Consider the following 18,806-nt stretch of genomic DNA (forward strand, 5'->3'; position numbering starts at 1 on the left):
AGATAATCAAATGAAATTCATCAATACGATTAAAAATATTTGGAAAATCGAGGAGCTAAAAAATAGAATTTTAGTTACCCTCGGTTTGCTTTTGGTATATCGTTTCGGGGCGCAGGTAGTGCTTCCCGGAATTGATGCCGCTCAGCTTTCTAATCTGGCTACACAAACAGATGGTGGTTTGCTAGGGCTTCTTAATGCTTTTACAGGAGGTGCGTTTTCTAACGCCTCTGTCTTCGCATTGGGAATTATGCCTTATATCTCTGCTTCTATTGTGGTGCAATTGATGGGGATTGCAATTCCTTATCTACAGAAACTTCAGAAAGAAGGAGAAAGCGGGCGTAAGAAGATAAATCAGATCACTAGATGGTTAACGATCGCAATTACCCTGGTACAGGGACCTGGTTATATTTATAACCTTTTTGCTACTCTACCTGGTGAGGCTTTCCTATTAGGAGATAACCTTACTTTCGTGGTTTCATCGGTAATCATTCTTACTACAGGTACCATCTTCGCGATGTGGCTTGGTGAGAAGATCACAGATAAAGGTATTGGTAACGGTATTTCATTATTGATTATGGTTGGTATTATTGCCACTTTACCACTTGCCTTTATCCAGGAATTCGCTTCAAGAGTATTTGAATCGAATGGTGGTCTGGTAATGATTCTGATCGAATTAGTTATCTGGTTTGCAATTATCATGGCATCAGTTATGCTGGTTATGGCGGTTCGTCAAATACCGGTTCAGTATGCCAGAAGATCTGCCTCAGGTGGATATGAAAAGAATGTTTTCGGATCAAGACAATATATTCCGTTAAAGCTGAATGCATCAGGAGTTATGCCTATCATTTTCGCACAGGCGATTATGTTCATTCCTGTAGCTGTTGCGGGTCTTTCAGACTCAGACGCTGCTCAGGGTGTAACTGCAGCATTTCAGAATATTTTCGGATTTTGGTATAATCTTGTGTTCGCATTATTGATCATTGTATTTACATATTTCTATACTGCGATCACAGTTCCAACAAATAAAATGGCTGACGATCTTAAGAGAAGCGGTGGATTTATTCCTGGGATTCGTCCTGGAAGTGAAACTTCTGAATATCTAGATCGTATTATGTCTCAAATAACCCTTCCAGGATCTATATTCCTGGCTCTTATTGCGGTGTTCCCTGCAATAGTTGTTCAACTGTTGGGTGTACAACAGAACTGGGCGTTATTTTTCGGAGGTACCTCGCTGTTAATTATGGTTGGAGTTGCGATAGATACTATGCAACAAGTGAATTCTTACTTGCTGAATAGACACTATGACGGATTAATGAAAACAGGTAAAAACAGAAAAGCAGTAGCTTAATTATGGCAAAACAACCACCAATTGAACAAGACGGAACTATCATTGAAGCATTGTCTAATGCGATGTTTCGTGTAGAATTGGAGAATGGTCACGTAGTGACTGCCCACATCTCCGGGAAAATGCGTATGCACTATATAAAATTACTTCCTGGCGATAAGGTAAAACTGGAAATGAGTCCTTATGATTTAACTAAGGCTCGAATAACTTACAGATACTAAAAAGTAATTTTCAGCCTTTTATAAATTTTTTATACTTTTGCACTCTGAAAAATTTATGACGGCTAAAATTTCATCGAATGGGTTAAAACTCTGCCGGTGAATAAAAAAGAGATAAGATGAAAGTTAGAGCATCAATAAAAAAGAGAAGTGCCGACTGCAAGATTGTACGCAGAAAAGGGCGCCTTTACGTAATTAACAAAAAGAATCCTAGATTTAAACAAAGACAAGGCTAATTATGGCAAGAATTGCAGGGGTAGATATACCTAAACAAAAGCGAGGAGTTATAGCATTGACCTATATCTTCGGAATTGGCAAAAGCAGGGCTCAGGAGATACTTGCACAGGCTAAAGTAGACGAGAACAAGAAAGTTTCAGATTGGGACGATGATGAGATCGGTAAGATCCGTGAGGCTGTTGGTCAATTTACAATCGAAGGAGAATTACGTACTGAGGTTCAGATGAGTATTAAGCGTCTTATGGACATTGGTTGTTATAGAGGAATTCGCCATAGAGCGGGTCTTCCTTTAAGAGGCCAAAGAACTAAGAACAACTCCAGAACCAGAAAAGGAAGAAGAAAAACAGTTGCTAACAAGAAAAAGGCAACTAAATAGTAAGTAGTATGGCAAAGAAAGCAAATCCAAAAGCTAAAACTCAGAAGAAACGTAAAGTAATCGTTGAATCCAACGGTGAAGCACACGTAACTGCTTCTTTCAACAACATCATTATTTCCCTTACCAATAAAAAGGGAGATGTTGTAGCATGGTCGTCTGCAGGTAAGATGGGCTTTAGAGGATCTAAGAAAAATACTCCTTACGCTGCGCAGTTAGCTGCTGAAGATGCATCGAAAGTTGCACATGAAGCTGGTATGCGTAAAGTAAAGGTTTATGTAAAAGGTCCTGGAAACGGTAGAGAATCAGCAATCAGATCTATCCATAACAATGGAATAGAAGTGACTGAGATCATCGATATTACTCCGCTTCCACACAATGGTTGTCGTCCACCTAAGAGACGTAGAGTTTAATAAATTTAATTAATAGGAGAGGAATTAGATTATCGAAGGACTTATGCCTTAATTCATAATCCCTTTCTAAAACTATAATAGTAATGGCAAGATATACAGGTCCAAAAACTAAAATAGCCCGTAAATTCGGTGAAGCTATTTTTGGAGACGACAAATCTTTCGAAAAAAGAAATTATCCTCCAGGACAGCACGGTAACAACCGTCGTCGTGGAAAGAAATCAGAATATGCTATCCAGTTAATGGAGAAGCAAAAAGCTAAGTATACCTATGGTATTCTTGAGCGTCAATTCCGCAACATGTTCGAAAAAGCAACCCGTGCCCAGGGAATTACTGGTGAGGTACTTCTTCAACTTTGTGAGTCTCGTTTAGATAACGTGGTGTACCGTATGGGTGTTGCTCCTTCAAGAAGAGCTGCCCGTCAATTAGTTGGTCACCGTCATATTACTGTAAACGGAGAACTTGTAAATATTCCTTCTTACCACCTTAAAGCTGGTGATGTTGTTGGAGTAAGAGAAAAATCTAAATCACTTGCTGTGATTCAGGAATCATTATCAAATAACAGCAGTGTTTACGAATGGATTTCATGGAACTCAGAGAAGAAAGAAGGTACTTTCGTATCTGTTCCTGGAAGAGTTCAGATTCCTGAAAACATTAACGAGCAATTTATAGTCGAATTATATTCGAAATAATAATTCACACAGAAGTCGAAATATGGCAATACTAAATTTTCAGAAGCCCGATAAAGTTATAATGATTGATTCAACAGATTTCGAAGGGAAATTTGAATTTCGCCCTTTGGAGCCTGGTTATGGATTAACCGTTGGTAACGCTTTAAGACGAGTGCTTTTATCTTCTTTGGAAGGTTTCGCGATCACTTCAGTTAGAATTGAAGGTGTAGATCACGAATTCTCTACCATCGCAGGTGTAGTGGAAGATGTAACCGAAATTATTCTTAACCTGAAACAGATCAGATTTAAGAGGCAAATCGATGAGATCGATAACGAATCGGTTACGATTTCAGTATCCGGAGAAGAGCAGTTAACTGCCGGTCACTTCCAGAAATTCATTTCAGGATTCCAGATTCTTAATCCAGACCAGGTGATCTGTCACATGGATAAGAAAGTTAGCTTGAACATGGAGGTTACTATCGAGAAAGGTAGAGGTTATGTTCCGGCGGAAGAAAACAAGAAAGCCAATGCTCCTCTTGGTACTATTTTCACTGACTCTATTTACACTCCTATAAAGAATGTAAAATATAGCATCGAAAACTACCGTGTAGAGCAGAAGACTGACTATGAAAAACTGGTATTTGAAATTATCAGTGACGGTTCAATTCATCCAAAAGATGCGCTAACTGAAGCGGCTAAAACTCTTATTCACCACTTCATGTTATTCTCTGATGAGAGAATCACTTTAGAAGCTGATGAGATCGCTCAAACTGAAACTTATGATGAAGAATCTCTTCATATGAGACAACTTCTTAAAACGAAGTTGGTAGATCTTGATCTGTCAGTAAGAGCTCTAAACTGTTTGAAAGCTGCAGAGGTTGATACTTTAGGAGACCTTGTATCTTACAATAAGAATGATCTTATGAAATTCAGAAACTTCGGTAAAAAATCACTTACTGAACTTGAAGAACTTGTAAGCAACAAAGGTTTAAACTTTGGAATGGACCTTTCAAAATATAAATTAGATAAAGACTAGTTCTGAAATTATTCAGACAAATAGTCAAATAATATAAATCCCGTCATAATTTGCTCCCCAAAACGGGTCGTAGCAAGATGATGAAACAAAAAATGTCATGAGACACGGAAAAAAAGGAAATCATTTAGGTAGAAAAACAGCTCATCGTAAGGCAATGCTTGCGAATATGGCTTGTTCCCTAATTGAACACAAACGTATTAACACTACAGTTGCAAAAGCGAAAGCTCTTAAAGTATTTGTTGAGCCGTTAGTAACAAAATCTAAAGAGGATACTACTCATAACAGACGTATCGTATTTAGTAAGTTAAGAAGCAAGGAAGCTGTAAGCGAACTTTTTCGTGAAGTTGCTCCTAAGGTTGGAGATCGTCCAGGTGGATATACCAGAGTTATTAAACTAGGTAGTCGACTAGGTGATGCCGCTGAAATGGCACTTGTAGAACTTGTAGACTTCAACGAAACTTACAATGTTGGTGAGAAGCCGAAGAAGAAAAAATCTACTCGTCGTGCTGGTAAGAAGAAATCTGATGATACTGCTTCTACAGCGCAGCCAAAAGAAGCTTCTGCAAAGGAAACTAAGAAAGAAGAGCCGAAAGCTGAAGAAGCTAAGGCTGAAAAAAAAGACGATAAAAAAGAGGAATAGAAATGATTCTTTTTACAATCTAAATTTTAAAAGGATAAGCTTTAAGAGTTTATCCTTTTTTTATACCCTAGCTATAAATTATTAAATTTGCCACAACAGCAACACAAACACAACTATGAAATACCAGGCTAAAAGAAAGGCGATCATTTTACTGGAAGACGGAACTATTTTTTACGGGAAATCTGTGGGTAATAAAGAAGGGAGCGCCGTTGGAGAAGTTTGTTTCAATACGGGAATGACCGGTTACCAGGAGATATTTACAGATCCTTCCTATTACGGTCAATTAATGGTGACTACCAATGCACATATTGGAAATTATGGTACCAACGAAAATGAGAATGAATCTGATAGTGTAAAGATCGCGGGACTTATTTGCAAGAACTTTAGTTACGTAGAGTCCAGGCCAGCTTCAGACAAGTCGCTAGAGCAGTTCCTTGATGATAACAATATTTTTGCCATTTCAGATGTGGATACCCGTGCTTTGGTAACCTATATTCGTGAAAATGGAGCCATGAATGCGATAATTTCTACAGATGTTGCTAATATTGATGAACTGAAAAAGCAATTATCGGAAGTGCCAGATATGAATGGTCTGGAACTGGCTTCGAAGGTTTCTACAAAAGAACCATATTTCTACGGAAACGAAAATGCAACTTATAAGATCGCAGCGTTGGATGTGGGAATCAAAACCAATATTCTTCGCAATCTTTCGAAGAGAGATGCTTATGTAAAAGTTTTTCCTTACGATGCTACTTATGAAGAAATGAAAGAGTGGAATCCTGACGGATATTTTCTTTCTAATGGGCCTGGAGATCCACAACCACTTGAAAGCGCCATCAATGTGACCAAGACTATCATTGAGAAAGATCATCCTTTGTTCGGAATATGTCTAGGGCACCAGATCATTGCTATAGCTAATGGAATCGAGACCTATAAAATGCATCATGGTCACAGAGGGATCAATCACCCGGTGAAGAATATGATTACAGGAAAAGGGGAGATCACTTCGCAAAACCACGGATTCTCTGTAGATAAAGACCAGACTGAATCTCATCCAGACGTTGAAATCACCCATATTTGTCTAAACGATGGTACGGTTGGTGGATTGGTTATGAAGAGTAAAAATACTTTTTCGGTACAATATCATCCGGAAGCAAGTCCAGGACCGCATGACGCCAGCTATCTTTTTGATGAATTCATTGAAAGAATCAAGTCTGTAAAAGCATAATATTTTTACGAAGAAAATAATACAAAAGCCGGAAGATTTCTTCCGGCTTTTGTATTAACGTTTAAGCCTATTAAAATTTTTGTTTTTTGATTTTAAGTTCTATGTTTACCGCTTTTAATTTTAACAGATTTTTAATGAAACAAATTTTATTTTTTGCCTTAATTTTTTTCTCTACTGGTGTTTTTGGCCAAATAGATTTTAAAAAGGGTTATTACGTAGATCAGTCGGGAAACAAGATCAATGGATTGATAAAAGATATGGATTGGATCTACAATCCTGATCAATTTTTATTTAAAAACAACGAAAATTCTGAAATTAAATTTCTTGATGCCTCAAAGGCACAGGAAGTGAAAGTGGGAGAATTTTATTTTATCAGCAAAGAGGTTCAATTTGAAAATTCCTCTTTTGAAACTGATCAATTGGATAACAAGCGTAGTCCGAATTTCGAGAATAGAAAAATTTTCCTGAGGATTCTTTTAGATGGAGAGGTAGATCTTTTGGAACATGCTGGTAAGTTGAAGACACTTTTTTTCTACAGGGATAAGAAAGATTCCATTTATCCCCTTATTTATAAGAAATACATTGTAAACAATAAAATATCTGAAAATTTCAGATTTCGTCAGCAATTGGTAAATGATCTTTCATGTAAAGAAATAAATCAGCCCATTCAATATATAGAATATAGGAGAAGTGATTTAGTGGATTATTTCACGGAATATAATGCTTGCTTAAACGCTGATTCAACTACGTATATTGAATATAAATCTCCTAAAATATTTATATCTCCAATAATTGGGATTGGATTTGCTCAAATGAATATAGAAAGAGGATTAATAACCGATGGTCAAAAATTAACTGGAATTGAATATGGATTAGGGGCTAGCTTAGAATATAATTTTGCTTTCAATGAATATAAGTGGTCTATGGTTGCAGACATATTTTACAGGTCTTTTGAAGAAGAAATTTTTATTGAGGCACTTCAATACGATGCAAATTTAATGGTGAAATATAATTCCCTGAATGTGTTTTTTGGCCTAAAACATTATCTGTTTTTAAATGAGAAATTAGATCTTTTTTTAAACGGTGGGCCTACATTGGATTTGCCTGTTAATTCTGAAATTTTGTTTGCTAATACTGGAAGGACGGTAGATCCAATTCTTGAAGATCTTGATTTAGGTATTGGATATAGATTAGGAGTAGGATTAGATTGGAATAATAAATTTTATGTAGGGTTAAATTACGAAGGTAGATCAGTAAATGGTGAAAGTTTTCTTCAAGGCAATTATGATCTTGACTGGCAAAGCAATTATAGTAGTCTGAATCTTAAATTGGGTTACAAATTATTTTAAAGAATTAAAAGCCGGAAGTTCTCTTCCGGCTTTTTTTATTACTCTTAGGTGTAAAATAAATTTGAGGAAGATATTTATAAGTGTATTTTTAGAAAGTTAATCTTACATATATATGAAGAAATTATTATTCGTTTTATTATTTCTGGGGTATACAGGCTTTTCACAACAAACCACTAACAGCCAGTTTTCCTTGAACTTTCTGGTTCCTTCTGCTGAATACGAACTGGCAGTTTCAGACAACTCAACCATAGATCTGAATGCGGGAATTGGCTTCGCTTACCACAAATCTTCCTACAGTGGTGAGGCTTTCGGAATTTATCCCGGTGGGGAAGTGCAATATCGATATTACTACAACTTCAATAAACGCGCAGACAAGGATAAAAAAACTTCTGAAAATAGCGGTAACTATATTGCAGTGGTAGGTTCGATAACTGGTGGAGATCCAATTATTGGTGATTTAAAATATAGTAATGATTATGGCGGATTTGTCGGTCCAACCTGGGGATTGCAACGAGTTTATAATAGTGGTTTTAAATTAAATCTTAACCTTGGTCTGGGAATGGGATTTAATGATGGTGGAGACACTTATTTAACGCCGCTTTTTGGTCTTCAGCTAGGTTGGTTAGTGGCTCAATAAAAGTCCAAATCGCTTAATTATCTTACGGATCTGCAAATTTTGTGGATTCTTTTCCGAAGATTTCGTATTTATCGTGTGCTGTTTTTGTCAGAACTCTAAAAACTTCTCAAATCGAAAACGTTTTAGTTTGCTTTAATGTTATAAATGCTTTAAAACTAATGCTATCAGTCGATTTTTTGTGCTCCTATTTGTATCTTGCAGATTGTTCAACTAACTAATATTAAAAGAAAATGAGCGCTATTTTAGATATTCACGCACGACAGATATTCGATTCAAGAGGGAACCCTACAGTAGAAGTAGATGTTTATACAGAAAACGGAATCATGGGACGCGCAGCTGTTCCTTCCGGAGCTTCAACAGGAGAACATGAAGCAGTAGAGCTTCGTGACGGAGGTGAAGATTTTATGGGAAAAGGAGTAAAAAAAGCCGTAGAAAATGTAAACGGACAGATTGCTGAGAAACTACTGGGTTATTCCGTATTTGAACAAAATCTGATTGACCAGACCATGAGAGATCTTGATGGTACTCCGAATAAATCAAAACTTGGAGCTAATGCAATTTTAGGTGTTTCTCTTGCAGTTGCCAAAGCAGCGGCAAATGAATTAAATATGCCTCTATACAGATATGTTGGTGGAGTAAGCGCAAATACGCTTCCTGTGCCTATGATGAACATTATTAATGGAGGTTCTCACAGTGATGCGCCAATCGCATTTCAGGAATTTATGATCATGCCAGTAATGGCTGAAAGTTTTTCTCATGCTTTAAAGATTGGAACCGAGATTTTCCATAATCTTAAGAAAGTGCTTCATGATCGTGGTTTGAGTACTGCCGTTGGAGATGAAGGTGGTTTTGCTCCAACCCTGGATGGAACTGAAGATGCTTTAGATACTATTCTAAAATCTATTGAAAAAGCAGGATATACTCCTGGAAAAGATGTGATGATCGCACTAGATTGTGCTGCCGCAGAATTTTTCGTAGATGGCAAATATGATTACACCAAATTTGAAGGAGATAAAGGAAAAGTAAGAACCAGTGAAGAGCAGGCAGAATACCTTGCAGAACTGGCCTCTAAATATCCAATTATCTCAATTGAAGATGGAATGGATGAGAATGACTGGGAAGGTTGGAAAGCCGTTACAGATAAGATTGGAGACAAAGTGCAGTTGGTAGGTGATGATTTATTCGTAACCAATGTAGAACGTCTTGGTAGAGGGATCAAAGAAAATATCGCCAACTCAATCCTTATCAAAGTAAACCAGATTGGTACTTTAACTGAAACTATTGCTGCGGTAAACATGGCACATAATGCCGGGTATACTTCAGTAATGTCTCACCGTTCAGGTGAAACTGAAGATAATACTATTGCCGATCTTGCTGTGGCCTTAAATACGGGTCAGATCAAAACCGGTTCTGCTTCACGTAGTGATCGTATGGCTAAGTACAATCAATTGTTAAGAATTGAGGAAGAGCTTGGGCATGTAGCTTACTATCCACAGGACAAGGCCTTCAAAATTAAATAATCTGAAACCTAAAAATTTATAAAGCCTCTTCGAAAGAAGGGGCTTTTTTGTTTATCTGCTATTTATTTGTATGTTATATTAACAATCATTTAATTGTCGAAACTATGAGAGCTGTCGCTTAATTAGTAACTTCAGGCAATTAACCAACCACTACATTGAGTACCAATTTTCTATTCGTTGCTGCGGAAAATGATGGCATCCCACGCTGTAAAGCTGGAGGGATGGGCGATGTTGTTCGTGATGTTCCAAGGCAAATAGCCGCAAAAGGCGATACTGTTCATGTGATCACTCCAGCATATTCACGGTTGCATAATTCTGAAGCCACCAAATTAACAGATATCAACTTTGTATTTCGAGGTGTGCCGCACAATGCCGAAATCTATGAAGTTCAGGGTAAAAAGGATATTCCGGGAATCAAACATTACGTATTGCATCATCCGGATATCAAAGCTGGTGATATAGCCCATATTTATTTCAATGATCCGGATCAGCCATTTTTTACAGATGCTAATGTATTTGCACTTTTTTGTACCGGAGTTGCAGCTGCAATCAGGGAAAATGTATTTCAGAGGCTGGATATAATTCATTTGCACGACTGGCATACCAGTATGCTTTTGTTTCTAAGAAAATTCAATCCTAGATTTGAAATATTAAAGGATATCCGTTTTGTGTATTCTATTCATAACCTGGCAATACAGGGAATCAGGCCTTTCAGTAATAATTATTCTTCTGTAGATGCATTTTTTCCGGATATCGAATATGATCGGGAAGTATTGCTGGATAGGCGATACCAGGATTGTATCAATTTGATGGCAGTTGGAATCAGGCTTTCTGATGCTGTTCACACAGTTTCGCCATCTTATAAGGAAGATATTCAGAAGCCCAGCGATCCGCCACATTTTATCGGTGGCGAGGGTTTGGAGGAAGATCTAAAGAAAGCGGATAAGGAAAACAGGTTATTCGGAATTTTGAATGGTGCGAATTATGCCAATATTGAGGTAGTTGAAAGAGGTATTTTGCTTAGGCAATGCGTAAGAAGATTGTTCAGATGGCTACAGGAGGAAAACAAGGATTATAAAGCGCATTATCTTGCGCACACAGGAGAAAAGATCACACGTTGGCAGGAGAAGAAGCCGGATTTTATATGTTCCAGTGTCGCGAGGTTAACGGAACAGAAATTCTTTTTCTTTAAGGATAATCCTGAGTTGCTTTCCGGATTGATGGAGAAACTGGCCAGTGTTAATGGGATTTATATTTTGCTAGGAACGGGTGCGCCAGAATATGAGGTGCTTTTTAGAGAAGCAAGCTACAAATACAAGAATTTCATTTTTATTAATGCGCAGTCAGATAGTATCATTGACATGTTATATCAGGATTCTGATTTATATCTGATGCCAAGTCTTTTTGAACCCTGTGGAATAAGCCAGATGCTCGCCATGAGAAATGGTCAGCCATGCCTGGTTCATCATACCGGTGGACTAAAGGATACAGTGATTCACGGAAAAACCGGTTTCAGTTTTGATGGGAATACTACTGAAGAAAAAGTGGAGAATTTCGTCGAGGTATTTTCAGAAGCCGTAGATCTGTTTTTCAATGATAAAAAAGGATGGAAAAAGATTTGTGCGAATGCAAAAAAACAACGATTTACCTGGGAGAAATCTGTAGATGAATATTACGAAAAGCTATATAAGATTTCATGATCCAATTGCAATTGAAAATATTTTAATGTTACAGCTTATCACCCCATAGAAACTTAATATTGAAAGCGATATTTTTTCGATATTCAAGCCAATCTTATTAAAACTGACCTAAGTTTTTGGTTACCTATAGTTAAAATTCACGAAAACTGAATAAAATCAAGGTATTTGTGAAATTTCGTTACTAAGCTTAAAATTATTTTAACACTAAATTTCGTAATTTAGCAATCCTTAAAAATTAATCTAAAGAACTATATATACTATGTCTAAAACAGCGACACTCGAATTTGACGGAAAGAAATATGAGTTTCCCGTTACTGTGGGAACAGAAGATGAAATAGGGATCGATATTAAAAAGCTACGTGGAGAAGCGGGGCTTATTACTCTTGATCCTGGATTTAAGAATACTGGAAGCTGCGAGAGTGCGATCACTTTTTTGGACGGTGAGAAAGGAATCTTAAGATATCGTGGTTATGCGATTGAAGATCTTGCTGAAAAAGCTGATTTTCTTGAAGTAGCTTACCTATTGATCTTTGGAGAATTACCAAACAAAGATCAGCTTGAGAAATTTACAAACGATATAAAAGAGCAATCTCATGTAGATGAGGAGATGAAAAAGATCCTTGATGGATTCCCTAAATCTGCTCACCCAATGGGCGTTCTCTCATCGCTTACTAGTGCTCTAATCGCATTTAATCCATCTTCAGTAGATGTTCAGTCTGAAGAGGACATGTACAAAGCGATCGTTAAGATCTTGGGTAAATTTCCTGTGCTTGCCGCATGGACGCTTAGAAAGAAAAATAGTCTTCCTCTAAATTATGGAGATGAGTCTCTTGGCTATGTAGAGAATCTTCATAAGATGATGTTCGAGAAGCCTAACAAAACATATAGCGTAGATAAAGCAGTGATCGATGCTTTGGATAAATTACTGATCCTACATGCAGATCACGAACAAAATTGTTCTACTTCAACGGTAAGAATGGTTGGTTCTTCTCATGCCGGACTTTTCGCATCTCTTTCTGCTGGTATTTCTGCACTTTGGGGACCACTTCACGGTGGAGCAAACCAGGCAGTTATTGAAATGCTTGAAGGGATTAAAGCTGATGGTGGAGATACCCATAAATTCATGCAGAAAGCGAAAGATAAGGAAGATCCTTTCCGTTTGATGGGATTCGGACACCGTGTTTACAAGAATTTCGACCCTCGTGCCAAGATCATCAAGAAATCTGCAGATGAGGTTCTTGGTCAATTAGGAGTTGAAGATCCAGTACTTGATATTGCTAAAGGATTGGAAAAAGAAGCTCTTGAAGACGATTATTTCGTAAAAAGAAAATTATATCCAAACGTAGATTTCTATTCAGGAATTATCTACCGTGCACTAGGAATTCCGGTGGAAATGTTTACTGTGATGTTTGCATTAGGTAGACTTCCAGGATGGATCGCACAATGGAGAGAAATGAGATTGAAAAAAGAACCAATTGGTCGTCCACGTCAGATTTACGTAGGTGAAAATCACAGAGATTTTAAACCACTTGGTAGCAGATAATTTTCAAATTTCATTTGAAACTAATTAATTGAAAAAGCTTCATCATCGGATGGAGCTTTTTTATATTTGTCAAAATCTTAGCAATGAAATTGCATATAATTAATGAAACTTCAAGACTTAGAGCGGTTGTTTTAGGAACTGCTAAAAGTAACGGCCCGATTCCAACTCTGGAAGAAGCTTACGATCCAAAATCTCAGGAGCATATTAAAGCAGGAACTTATCCCAAAGAAGAGGATATGGTGAAAGAGATGGAAGCGGTAGCGGCTGTTCTGGAAAAATATGATGTTAAGGTTTTCAGACCTAAAATAATTGAGGATTATAACCAGATTTTTACGCGTGATATCGCTTTTGTGATTGACGATAAATTCGTGAAATCCAATATACTTCCAGATCGTGATCAGGAGATCGAAGCGATAGAACATGTGATGAAACAAATAGATCCCTCTAAAATTGTAACTCTTCCGGAAGAAGCTCATATAGAAGGCGGGGATGTGATGCCAATGGGCGATTATATTTTTGTTGGTACCTATAAAGGCAAGGATTATAAAAATTTTATTACTGCCAGAACTAATATTCAAGCCGTGGAAGCTTTGGAAAAAGCTTTTCCAGATAAGAAAGTCATATCCTTCAGCCTTAAAAAATCAAATACGATTGCGAAGGATAATGCCTTGCATCTTGATTGCTGCTTCCAGCCGGTGGGGAAGGATAAAGCTATTCTTTACAAGGATGGTTTCCTAATTCAGGAAGAATATGAGTGGCTGGTTAATTTCTTCGGAAAAGAAAATATTTATGAGATCACTCGAGATGAAATGTACCATATGAACTCGAATATTTTTTCTATTTCAGAAGATGTGGTGATTTCAGAAAAGGGATTTACCATGCTGAATAATTGGTTGAGAGGACAGGGTATCACGGTGGAGGAAGTTCCTTACGCAGAGATTTCAAAACAGGAAGGACTTTTACGTTGTTCAACTTTACCTTTGATCAGGGATTAAAAGAATTATGATGAAGCAGATTACAGATACAATTTTAATGGTGAGACCGGTCGGTTTCAGAATGAATGAACAAACCGCGGTAAATAATTATTTCCAGACAAAATTGGAAGGGGATGATATCAATGAACTCGCGACTCAGGAGTTTGACATTTTTGTTGAAAAATTGAGATCGGTAGGAGTCAATGTTGTGGTGGTTGATGATGTGCCTGAAGATGATACTCCAGATTCTATCTTCCCTAATAATTGGGTTTCTTTTCACGAAGACGGCCAGATCGCTCTTTATCCCATGTTTGCTGAAAACAGGAGAAAAGAGCGAAGACTGCATTATTTCGCAAAACTGGAAGATGCCGGATTAAAGATCACTGATATTGTAGATTATACCATGGCCGAAGAAGATGATGTTTTTCTGGAAGGGACTGGAAGCCTAATTCTTGACAGGGTTCATCAAAAAGCATATTGTGCCATATCTCCTCGAGCAGATGAAGATCTATTGATTGAATTCTGTGAAGATTTTGAATTCACACCGGTTATTTTTAATGCATACCAAAGTGTGGGCAATAAACGACTTCCGATTTACCATACCAACGTTATGATGTGCATCGCAGAAGAATTTGCGGTGATCTGTTTAGATACGATCGATGATAAAAAAGAGCGTAAGAATGTAGTAAAGCATTTGAAAATGGATGAGAAGGAGATCATTTCTATTTCTGAAGAGCAAATGCATGAATTTGCCGGAAATATGCTTCAGGTGCAGGGAGCTGAAGGAAAGAAATATCTAATAATGAGTGCAAGAGCCCATAGAAGTCTTACAGAAGATCAAATTTCCAGGATCGAAAAACATTGCGAAATCTTAAGTTCAGAAATTCAGACGATTGAAACTTGTGGAGGCGGAAGTGCAAGATGCATGATGGCGGAAGTATTTCTTCCAAAAGCCTAGAATTTTTCAGCACTTCTTTTAAGGAGTTTTCTGCTAAATAGCAGTATGATGATCACACTCAGAAAGGCAAATGGCAGCGAGCTTATAATTAGGAATTTTTGCATTGCGGTTAACACATCAGAGTCAGGTTTTACCTGACCTAAAACAATGATTGCCTCACAAAATATAAAGATCAATACCGCCCAAAGAAGGCGGTATTTCTTTTTTGGTTCGGGATTGCCGTTATCGGTAAACATGCTCAGAACAAAAATAGCCGAATCTACAGAGGTTACCAGAAAGCTAATGAGTAGCAACATTACGATCAGGCTTGTAATTACCGGAAGTGGATAGGCTTTGAAAAATACAAAAAGTGAGGTAAAAACATTTCCAAATTCATCGTTATAAGCATTCCAGCTTTCAATGATTTCGAAGGCTGAGGTTCCAAAAACGCTGAACCAGAAAAAACTTCCCAAGGAAGGAATCAATAAAACTCCCAGTATCATTTCTCGAATCGTTCTTCCTTTGGAAATGCGCGCGATAAAAATCCCAGTAAACGGTGCCCATGCCAGCCAGAAGGCCCAGTAATAATACGTCCAGTCGGTTAAAAATTGAACTCCCGGATCATAACTGCCCATGGCAAGACTTAATGGTATAAAATCAAGAATATAGTAGTAAAGGGAACTAAGGAAATTCGAAACAATAACAGTGATGTTACCAGACAGGAATACGAAAACCATCAGTAGGAGCGCAACAAATATATTCCAGTTCGAAATTCGTTTAATTCCATTATTAACTCCTGCCCAGGCTGAAAAAAAAGCTAACGTACAAATTAGAAAAACCAATCCCATATTCTGAATTAGAGATCCCGGCTCTCTTGATTGTAAATGACTCAGACCACCTTCAATTTGAGTGGTTCCAAGTCCAATTGCGGCTACCAGACCTATAACTGTGGTGAGAATGGTAAGTGTGTCAATTGATATAGGAAAAAATCTAGATTTTTTAAAGGTATTAAATCCTGAACTCAGTCTGATGTCAGCTTTATCCACAAATAAGGAATATCCAATGACTAAAGCAAATAAGCCATAAAATGCCCAGGCGGTGAAGCCCCATTGGTAAAAAGTATATTCAAGGGAAATAATTTCAGCGGATGCTCCCGTATCAATTGGCGGATTCATCAGCATATATACAGGTTCCTGTACAGCTCGCAATAAAATTCCGGCGCCCATACCGGCAGAATATAACATCGCGATCCAGGACCAACGATCAAATTCAGGAGGAGATTCCCCGAGTCTTATCTTTCCGAATTTTGTAAAAGCGATCACTAAAAGAAAGACTACGCACCCCAGGCCTAACCATAAATAGAAAGTTCCAAAATACTCTCTTACCCAAAGCGAGATAATTTCAATACTATTATAAAATTCATCAGTGAAAAGAAAAATAAGAACGGAGCTAAGCAACAAAATCGCAGCAGATATCGAAAATTCTTTATTTCTGAAAAGTGATTTGAAATCTGATTTCAAGATGATTAGTTCTTGATCATAAAACTAATTCTTTTTTATTCCCTTCGCAATTCGGTTGATCATCCCTTCAAATATGAAAAAATGAAATGGATACATCGCGTACCAGTAAAGCCGGCCAAGTAAGCCTTTAGGTCTGAAGGTTGCATTTTGATGTAAAATATTTTCCTCATCTATTTTAAATTCTAGCCAGGCTTCCCCAGGCACCTTCATTTCAGCAAAAAGTAGCAATCGTCTTTCTTCCTTATCTGCCAGAAGAACGCGCCAGAAATCTAAAGAATCTCCTGCATTGATCTTGGTTGGATGGGTTCTGCCTCTTCTTAGTCCAACGCCGCCAAATACTTTATCCAAATAACCTCTTACTTTCCAAAGCCAGTTTCCATAATACCAGCCATTGAGTCCGCCAATTGCCCAGACTCTTTCCAGCGCCTCTTTTGGATCATCTACCTTGATAGATTTCTTATCCTGCAGGCATCCGTATTTTGGGATCTGAACATATTTATTTAGTTCTTTCCTGAATCTTCCGCTACTTAAAGAATCTTTCCAGCTAGATAATACTTCATTTTGTTCGATCTTATAAAATGCCAATTTGATCGCTTCTTTATAAGATATAAGTTCAATATTGAGAATCTCTTTCAGCCGGGTATCTCTGGTAATTACTTCTACAGACATACTATCTACAAGATTCTGGGCAAGTCTATAAGATGTAGAGGTCACGAAATAAAGCCAGTAAGAACTCAATTTTGGTGACATAAATGGGACACCGATGATCCATATCTTTAGGTTACGAACTTCAGCATATTGTTCCATCATTTCCTGATAGGTCAAAATATCGGGACCTCCAACATCAAAAGACTCATTATAGCATTCTTCACATCCAATTACACCGGTGAGATACTGGATGATATTTCTGATTGCAATTGGTTGAGATTTTGTTTTGACCCATTTTGGGGTGACCATAACTGGTAATTTTTCGCACAAATCACGAATGATCTCGAAAGATGAACTTCCTGATCCTACAATAATCGCTGCTCTTAGGACAGTGACATTGAAATCACCCTTATATAGAATTTCCTCGACGGCTTTTCTGGACTTCAAATGCTTCGATAATTCTTCCTCATTAATGATCCCGCTGAGGTATATGACCTGGTTCACCGAAGTTTCAGCCATCATCTTATTAAAGTTCTCTGCAGCCTGAGCTTCCTGTTTGTCAAAATCCTTGGTGGAAGCCGTCATGGAGTGGATCAGGTAATAAGCAACATCGATATTTTGGATCTTTTCTGGAGCTGTACTATCTTCCAGGAAATCAAGTTCTACAATCTCAACTTTTTCTTTGAGCTCTTCGTTGGAAGTAAAGCGGTTTTTATTACGGACTGCACAAATAACTTCATGCCCCTGCTCAAGTAGTTGAGGTAGAAGTCTCATTCCAATATATCCATTGGCACCGGTAAGTAATATGCGCATTTGAAGAATTTGAACTTCAAATTAGAAATTTAATTATTACTTTCACTTCAGATTAGTAAAACTTTATTAAATGAATAACGTGCTGAAATTCGTCCTACTAATAATTGGGATAGGACTAATTGGATATGGTGTTTATGATCTTGTTACACCTGAATTTTCTATTGATGCAGGTCCCTTGCAGGTTGAAGCACATGGCGACAATACACAATCTTACGCAATGATCGTCTTCGGAATTCTTTCCCTGGTTGGCGGACTGGCTTTTAACAGGCGATAATTCTTAAACAAGTTTTCCCAGCAGGTTCATTATTGATGAACTGATATATTCTATTCCAATAGCGATCACGATAAAGCCGATGATCCTCGAAATGGCATTAATACCTGACGCTCCAAGGATATTGACGATATAGTGTGAACTTTTCAGTACAAGTAAAGTTGCCAGGCAAACGCAGAATATTGCGGCAACGGCAATAAGCTTATCGTTCCAAAGCTCATAATCCTGGTAAAGCCCGATAAGAAATGAAATAGATCCTGGCCCGGCCAGCATTGGTATTGCCAGCGGTGTTAAGGAAACACCGTCTCTTTCAAAAGCATCCTCTTTTACTTTTGGTTTGTCCATTCCTTTATGTTTGGAAAAGGAACCGGTTAGCAAGGCAAAACCTGAAGTGGTGATGATTAACCCGCCGGCAATTCTCAAAGAATCAAGGCTTATTCCGAAGAAATTTAAAATATACCTTCCGGTAAAAAAGCTGATTAGCAAGATCACGAAAATATTGACTGCCGCAAGAATTGACGTTTTGGATCTTTCCGCTTTTGAATCTTCTTTGGTTAGACCAACAAATATTGGAACGGTGCCCAGCGGATTAATTACTGAAAATAATGCGGCGAAAACATAAATGAATAATTCCATTAATTTTTTTCCGCAAAACTGCTTCAGCTTTCCTTGAGAAAAATTAAAATGAGATCAATTTTGAGTTAAACAAATTGCATCAGAAGCCAGGGAATGTAAA

Annotated in this window: 20 protein-coding genes; 17 read left to right on the plus strand and 3 right to left on the minus strand. The window is 37.6% G+C overall.

Annotation, left to right across the window (positions count from 1 at the left end):
* Nucleotides 1-10 precede the first annotated feature (10 nt).
* From secY to ctlX, 16 genes are all read left to right on the plus strand, one after another.
* Nucleotides 11-1,348 (plus strand): preprotein translocase subunit SecY, encoded by a 1,338-nt coding sequence (gene secY / locus AC2S94_RS07475; RefSeq protein WP_484630823.1) that lies wholly within the window; start codon nucleotides 11-13, stop codon nucleotides 1,346-1,348.
* Nucleotides 1,349-1,350: 2 nt separating this feature from the next.
* Nucleotides 1,351-1,566 carry a translation initiation factor IF-1 gene (gene infA / locus AC2S94_RS07480; RefSeq protein WP_072553873.1) on the plus strand — a complete coding sequence of 72 codons (216 nt, stop codon included), beginning with the start codon at nucleotides 1,351-1,353 and terminating at the stop codon, nucleotides 1,564-1,566.
* Between the two features lie 116 nt (nucleotides 1,567-1,682).
* Nucleotides 1,683-1,799, plus strand: coding sequence for a type B 50S ribosomal protein L36 (gene ykgO, locus AC2S94_RS07485; RefSeq protein ID WP_010519235.1), 117 nt, complete (start codon nucleotides 1,683-1,685; stop codon nucleotides 1,797-1,799).
* Nucleotides 1,800-1,801: 2 nt separating this feature from the next.
* The gene (gene rpsM, locus AC2S94_RS07490; protein ID WP_309562618.1) at nucleotides 1,802-2,176 is read left to right on the plus strand and encodes a 30S ribosomal protein S13; all 375 of its coding nucleotides are present in this window, start codon (nucleotides 1,802-1,804) and stop codon (nucleotides 2,174-2,176) included.
* Between the two features lie 8 nt (nucleotides 2,177-2,184).
* Nucleotides 2,185-2,586: a 30S ribosomal protein S11 gene (gene rpsK / locus AC2S94_RS07495; protein WP_300434111.1), complete on the plus strand. Its 402-nt coding sequence runs from the start codon at nucleotides 2,185-2,187 to the stop codon at nucleotides 2,584-2,586.
* A gap of 83 nt (nucleotides 2,587-2,669) precedes the next feature.
* The gene (rpsD, locus tag AC2S94_RS07500) at nucleotides 2,670-3,275 is read left to right on the plus strand and encodes a 30S ribosomal protein S4 (RefSeq protein ID WP_484630824.1); all 606 of its coding nucleotides are present in this window, start codon (nucleotides 2,670-2,672) and stop codon (nucleotides 3,273-3,275) included.
* A 22-nt stretch (nucleotides 3,276-3,297) separates the two neighbouring features.
* A complete protein-coding gene (locus AC2S94_RS07505; RefSeq protein ID WP_156274123.1) occupies nucleotides 3,298-4,290 on the plus strand; it encodes a DNA-directed RNA polymerase subunit alpha in 993 nt (330 codons plus the stop codon).
* 97 nt (nucleotides 4,291-4,387) lie between these two features.
* Nucleotides 4,388-4,930, plus strand: coding sequence for a 50S ribosomal protein L17 (rplQ, locus tag AC2S94_RS07510; RefSeq protein WP_484630825.1), 543 nt, complete (start codon nucleotides 4,388-4,390; stop codon nucleotides 4,928-4,930).
* 115 nt (nucleotides 4,931-5,045) lie between these two features.
* Entirely contained in the window at nucleotides 5,046-6,158 is a 1,113-nt protein-coding gene (carA, locus tag AC2S94_RS07515; RefSeq protein WP_484630826.1) for a glutamine-hydrolyzing carbamoyl-phosphate synthase small subunit, read from the plus strand.
* Nucleotides 6,159-6,292: 134 nt separating this feature from the next.
* Nucleotides 6,293-7,507: a hypothetical protein gene (locus tag AC2S94_RS07520; RefSeq protein ID WP_484630827.1), complete on the plus strand. Its 1,215-nt coding sequence runs from the start codon at nucleotides 6,293-6,295 to the stop codon at nucleotides 7,505-7,507.
* A gap of 112 nt (nucleotides 7,508-7,619) precedes the next feature.
* Nucleotides 7,620-8,144, plus strand: coding sequence for a hypothetical protein (locus AC2S94_RS07525; protein ID WP_484630828.1), 525 nt, complete (start codon nucleotides 7,620-7,622; stop codon nucleotides 8,142-8,144).
* Between the two features lie 230 nt (nucleotides 8,145-8,374).
* Nucleotides 8,375-9,664, plus strand: a complete 1,290-nt coding sequence (eno, locus tag AC2S94_RS07530; protein ID WP_484630829.1) for a phosphopyruvate hydratase — start codon at nucleotides 8,375-8,377, stop codon at nucleotides 9,662-9,664.
* Nucleotides 9,665-9,819: 155 nt separating this feature from the next.
* A complete protein-coding gene (locus tag AC2S94_RS07535; RefSeq protein ID WP_484630830.1) occupies nucleotides 9,820-11,364 on the plus strand; it encodes a glycogen synthase in 1,545 nt (514 codons plus the stop codon).
* Nucleotides 11,365-11,623: 259 nt separating this feature from the next.
* Nucleotides 11,624-12,907 carry a citrate synthase gene (locus AC2S94_RS07540; protein WP_484630831.1) on the plus strand — a complete coding sequence of 428 codons (1,284 nt, stop codon included), beginning with the start codon at nucleotides 11,624-11,626 and terminating at the stop codon, nucleotides 12,905-12,907.
* Nucleotides 12,908-12,990: 83 nt separating this feature from the next.
* Entirely contained in the window at nucleotides 12,991-13,902 is a 912-nt protein-coding gene (locus AC2S94_RS07545; RefSeq protein ID WP_484630832.1) for a dimethylarginine dimethylaminohydrolase family protein, read from the plus strand.
* A 10-nt stretch (nucleotides 13,903-13,912) separates the two neighbouring features.
* A complete protein-coding gene (ctlX, locus tag AC2S94_RS07550; RefSeq protein WP_484630903.1) occupies nucleotides 13,913-14,839 on the plus strand; it encodes a citrulline utilization hydrolase CtlX in 927 nt (308 codons plus the stop codon).
* Here ctlX and AC2S94_RS07555 read toward each other — a convergent pair.
* Nucleotides 14,836-16,338 carry a BCCT family transporter gene (locus AC2S94_RS07555; protein WP_484630833.1) on the minus strand — a complete coding sequence of 501 codons (1,503 nt, stop codon included), beginning with the start codon at nucleotides 16,336-16,338 and terminating at the stop codon, nucleotides 14,836-14,838. The genes ctlX and AC2S94_RS07555 overlap by 4 nt on opposite strands.
* 24 nt (nucleotides 16,339-16,362) lie before the next feature.
* Nucleotides 16,363-17,799, minus strand: a complete 1,437-nt coding sequence (locus AC2S94_RS07560) for an SDR family oxidoreductase (RefSeq protein ID WP_484630834.1) — start codon at nucleotides 17,797-17,799, stop codon at nucleotides 16,363-16,365.
* A 70-nt stretch (nucleotides 17,800-17,869) separates the two neighbouring features.
* Here AC2S94_RS07560 and AC2S94_RS07565 point away from each other — a divergent pair, with 70 nt between their 5' ends.
* Nucleotides 17,870-18,073 (plus strand): hypothetical protein, encoded by a 204-nt coding sequence (locus tag AC2S94_RS07565; RefSeq protein WP_484630835.1) that lies wholly within the window; start codon nucleotides 17,870-17,872, stop codon nucleotides 18,071-18,073.
* 3 nt (nucleotides 18,074-18,076) lie between these two features.
* On the opposite strand, the gene AC2S94_RS07570 is transcribed toward AC2S94_RS07565, so the two are convergent.
* Nucleotides 18,077-18,706 (minus strand): MarC family NAAT transporter, encoded by a 630-nt coding sequence (locus tag AC2S94_RS07570; protein WP_484630836.1) that lies wholly within the window; start codon nucleotides 18,704-18,706, stop codon nucleotides 18,077-18,079.
* Between the last annotated feature and the right edge of the window lie 100 nt (nucleotides 18,707-18,806).

Source organism: Christiangramia pacifica (assembly GCF_057221535.1).

What these genes read in the sequence shown, in the direction of transcription:
- secY (WP_484630823.1), top strand. Translation starts at nt 11, where the DNA reads ATGAAATTCATCAATACGATTAAAAATATTTGGAAAATCGAGGAGCTA.
- infA (WP_072553873.1), top strand. Translation starts at nt 1,351, where the DNA reads ATGGCAAAACAACCACCAATTGAACAAGACGGAACTATCATTGAAGCA.
- ykgO (WP_010519235.1), top strand. Translation starts at nt 1,683, where the DNA reads ATGAAAGTTAGAGCATCAATAAAAAAGAGAAGTGCCGACTGCAAGATT.
- rpsM (WP_309562618.1), top strand. Translation starts at nt 1,802, where the DNA reads ATGGCAAGAATTGCAGGGGTAGATATACCTAAACAAAAGCGAGGAGTT.
- rpsK (WP_300434111.1), top strand. Translation starts at nt 2,185, where the DNA reads ATGGCAAAGAAAGCAAATCCAAAAGCTAAAACTCAGAAGAAACGTAAA.
- rpsD (WP_484630824.1), top strand. Translation starts at nt 2,670, where the DNA reads ATGGCAAGATATACAGGTCCAAAAACTAAAATAGCCCGTAAATTCGGT.
- AC2S94_RS07505 (WP_156274123.1), top strand. Translation starts at nt 3,298, where the DNA reads ATGGCAATACTAAATTTTCAGAAGCCCGATAAAGTTATAATGATTGAT.
- rplQ (WP_484630825.1), top strand. Translation starts at nt 4,388, where the DNA reads ATGAGACACGGAAAAAAAGGAAATCATTTAGGTAGAAAAACAGCTCAT.
- carA (WP_484630826.1), top strand. Translation starts at nt 5,046, where the DNA reads ATGAAATACCAGGCTAAAAGAAAGGCGATCATTTTACTGGAAGACGGA.
- AC2S94_RS07520 (WP_484630827.1), top strand. Translation starts at nt 6,293, where the DNA reads ATGAAACAAATTTTATTTTTTGCCTTAATTTTTTTCTCTACTGGTGTT.
- AC2S94_RS07525 (WP_484630828.1), top strand. Translation starts at nt 7,620, where the DNA reads ATGAAGAAATTATTATTCGTTTTATTATTTCTGGGGTATACAGGCTTT.
- eno (WP_484630829.1), top strand. Translation starts at nt 8,375, where the DNA reads ATGAGCGCTATTTTAGATATTCACGCACGACAGATATTCGATTCAAGA.
- AC2S94_RS07540 (WP_484630831.1), top strand. Translation starts at nt 11,624, where the DNA reads ATGTCTAAAACAGCGACACTCGAATTTGACGGAAAGAAATATGAGTTT.
- AC2S94_RS07545 (WP_484630832.1), top strand. Translation starts at nt 12,991, where the DNA reads ATGAAATTGCATATAATTAATGAAACTTCAAGACTTAGAGCGGTTGTT.
- ctlX (WP_484630903.1), top strand. Translation starts at nt 13,913, where the DNA reads ATGAAGCAGATTACAGATACAATTTTAATGGTGAGACCGGTCGGTTTC.
- AC2S94_RS07560 (WP_484630834.1), bottom strand. Translation starts at nt 17,799, where the DNA reads ATGCGCATATTACTTACCGGTGCCAATGGATATATTGGAATGAGACTT.
- AC2S94_RS07565 (WP_484630835.1), top strand. Translation starts at nt 17,870, where the DNA reads ATGAATAACGTGCTGAAATTCGTCCTACTAATAATTGGGATAGGACTA.
- AC2S94_RS07570 (WP_484630836.1), bottom strand. Translation starts at nt 18,706, where the DNA reads ATGGAATTATTCATTTATGTTTTCGCCGCATTATTTTCAGTAATTAAT.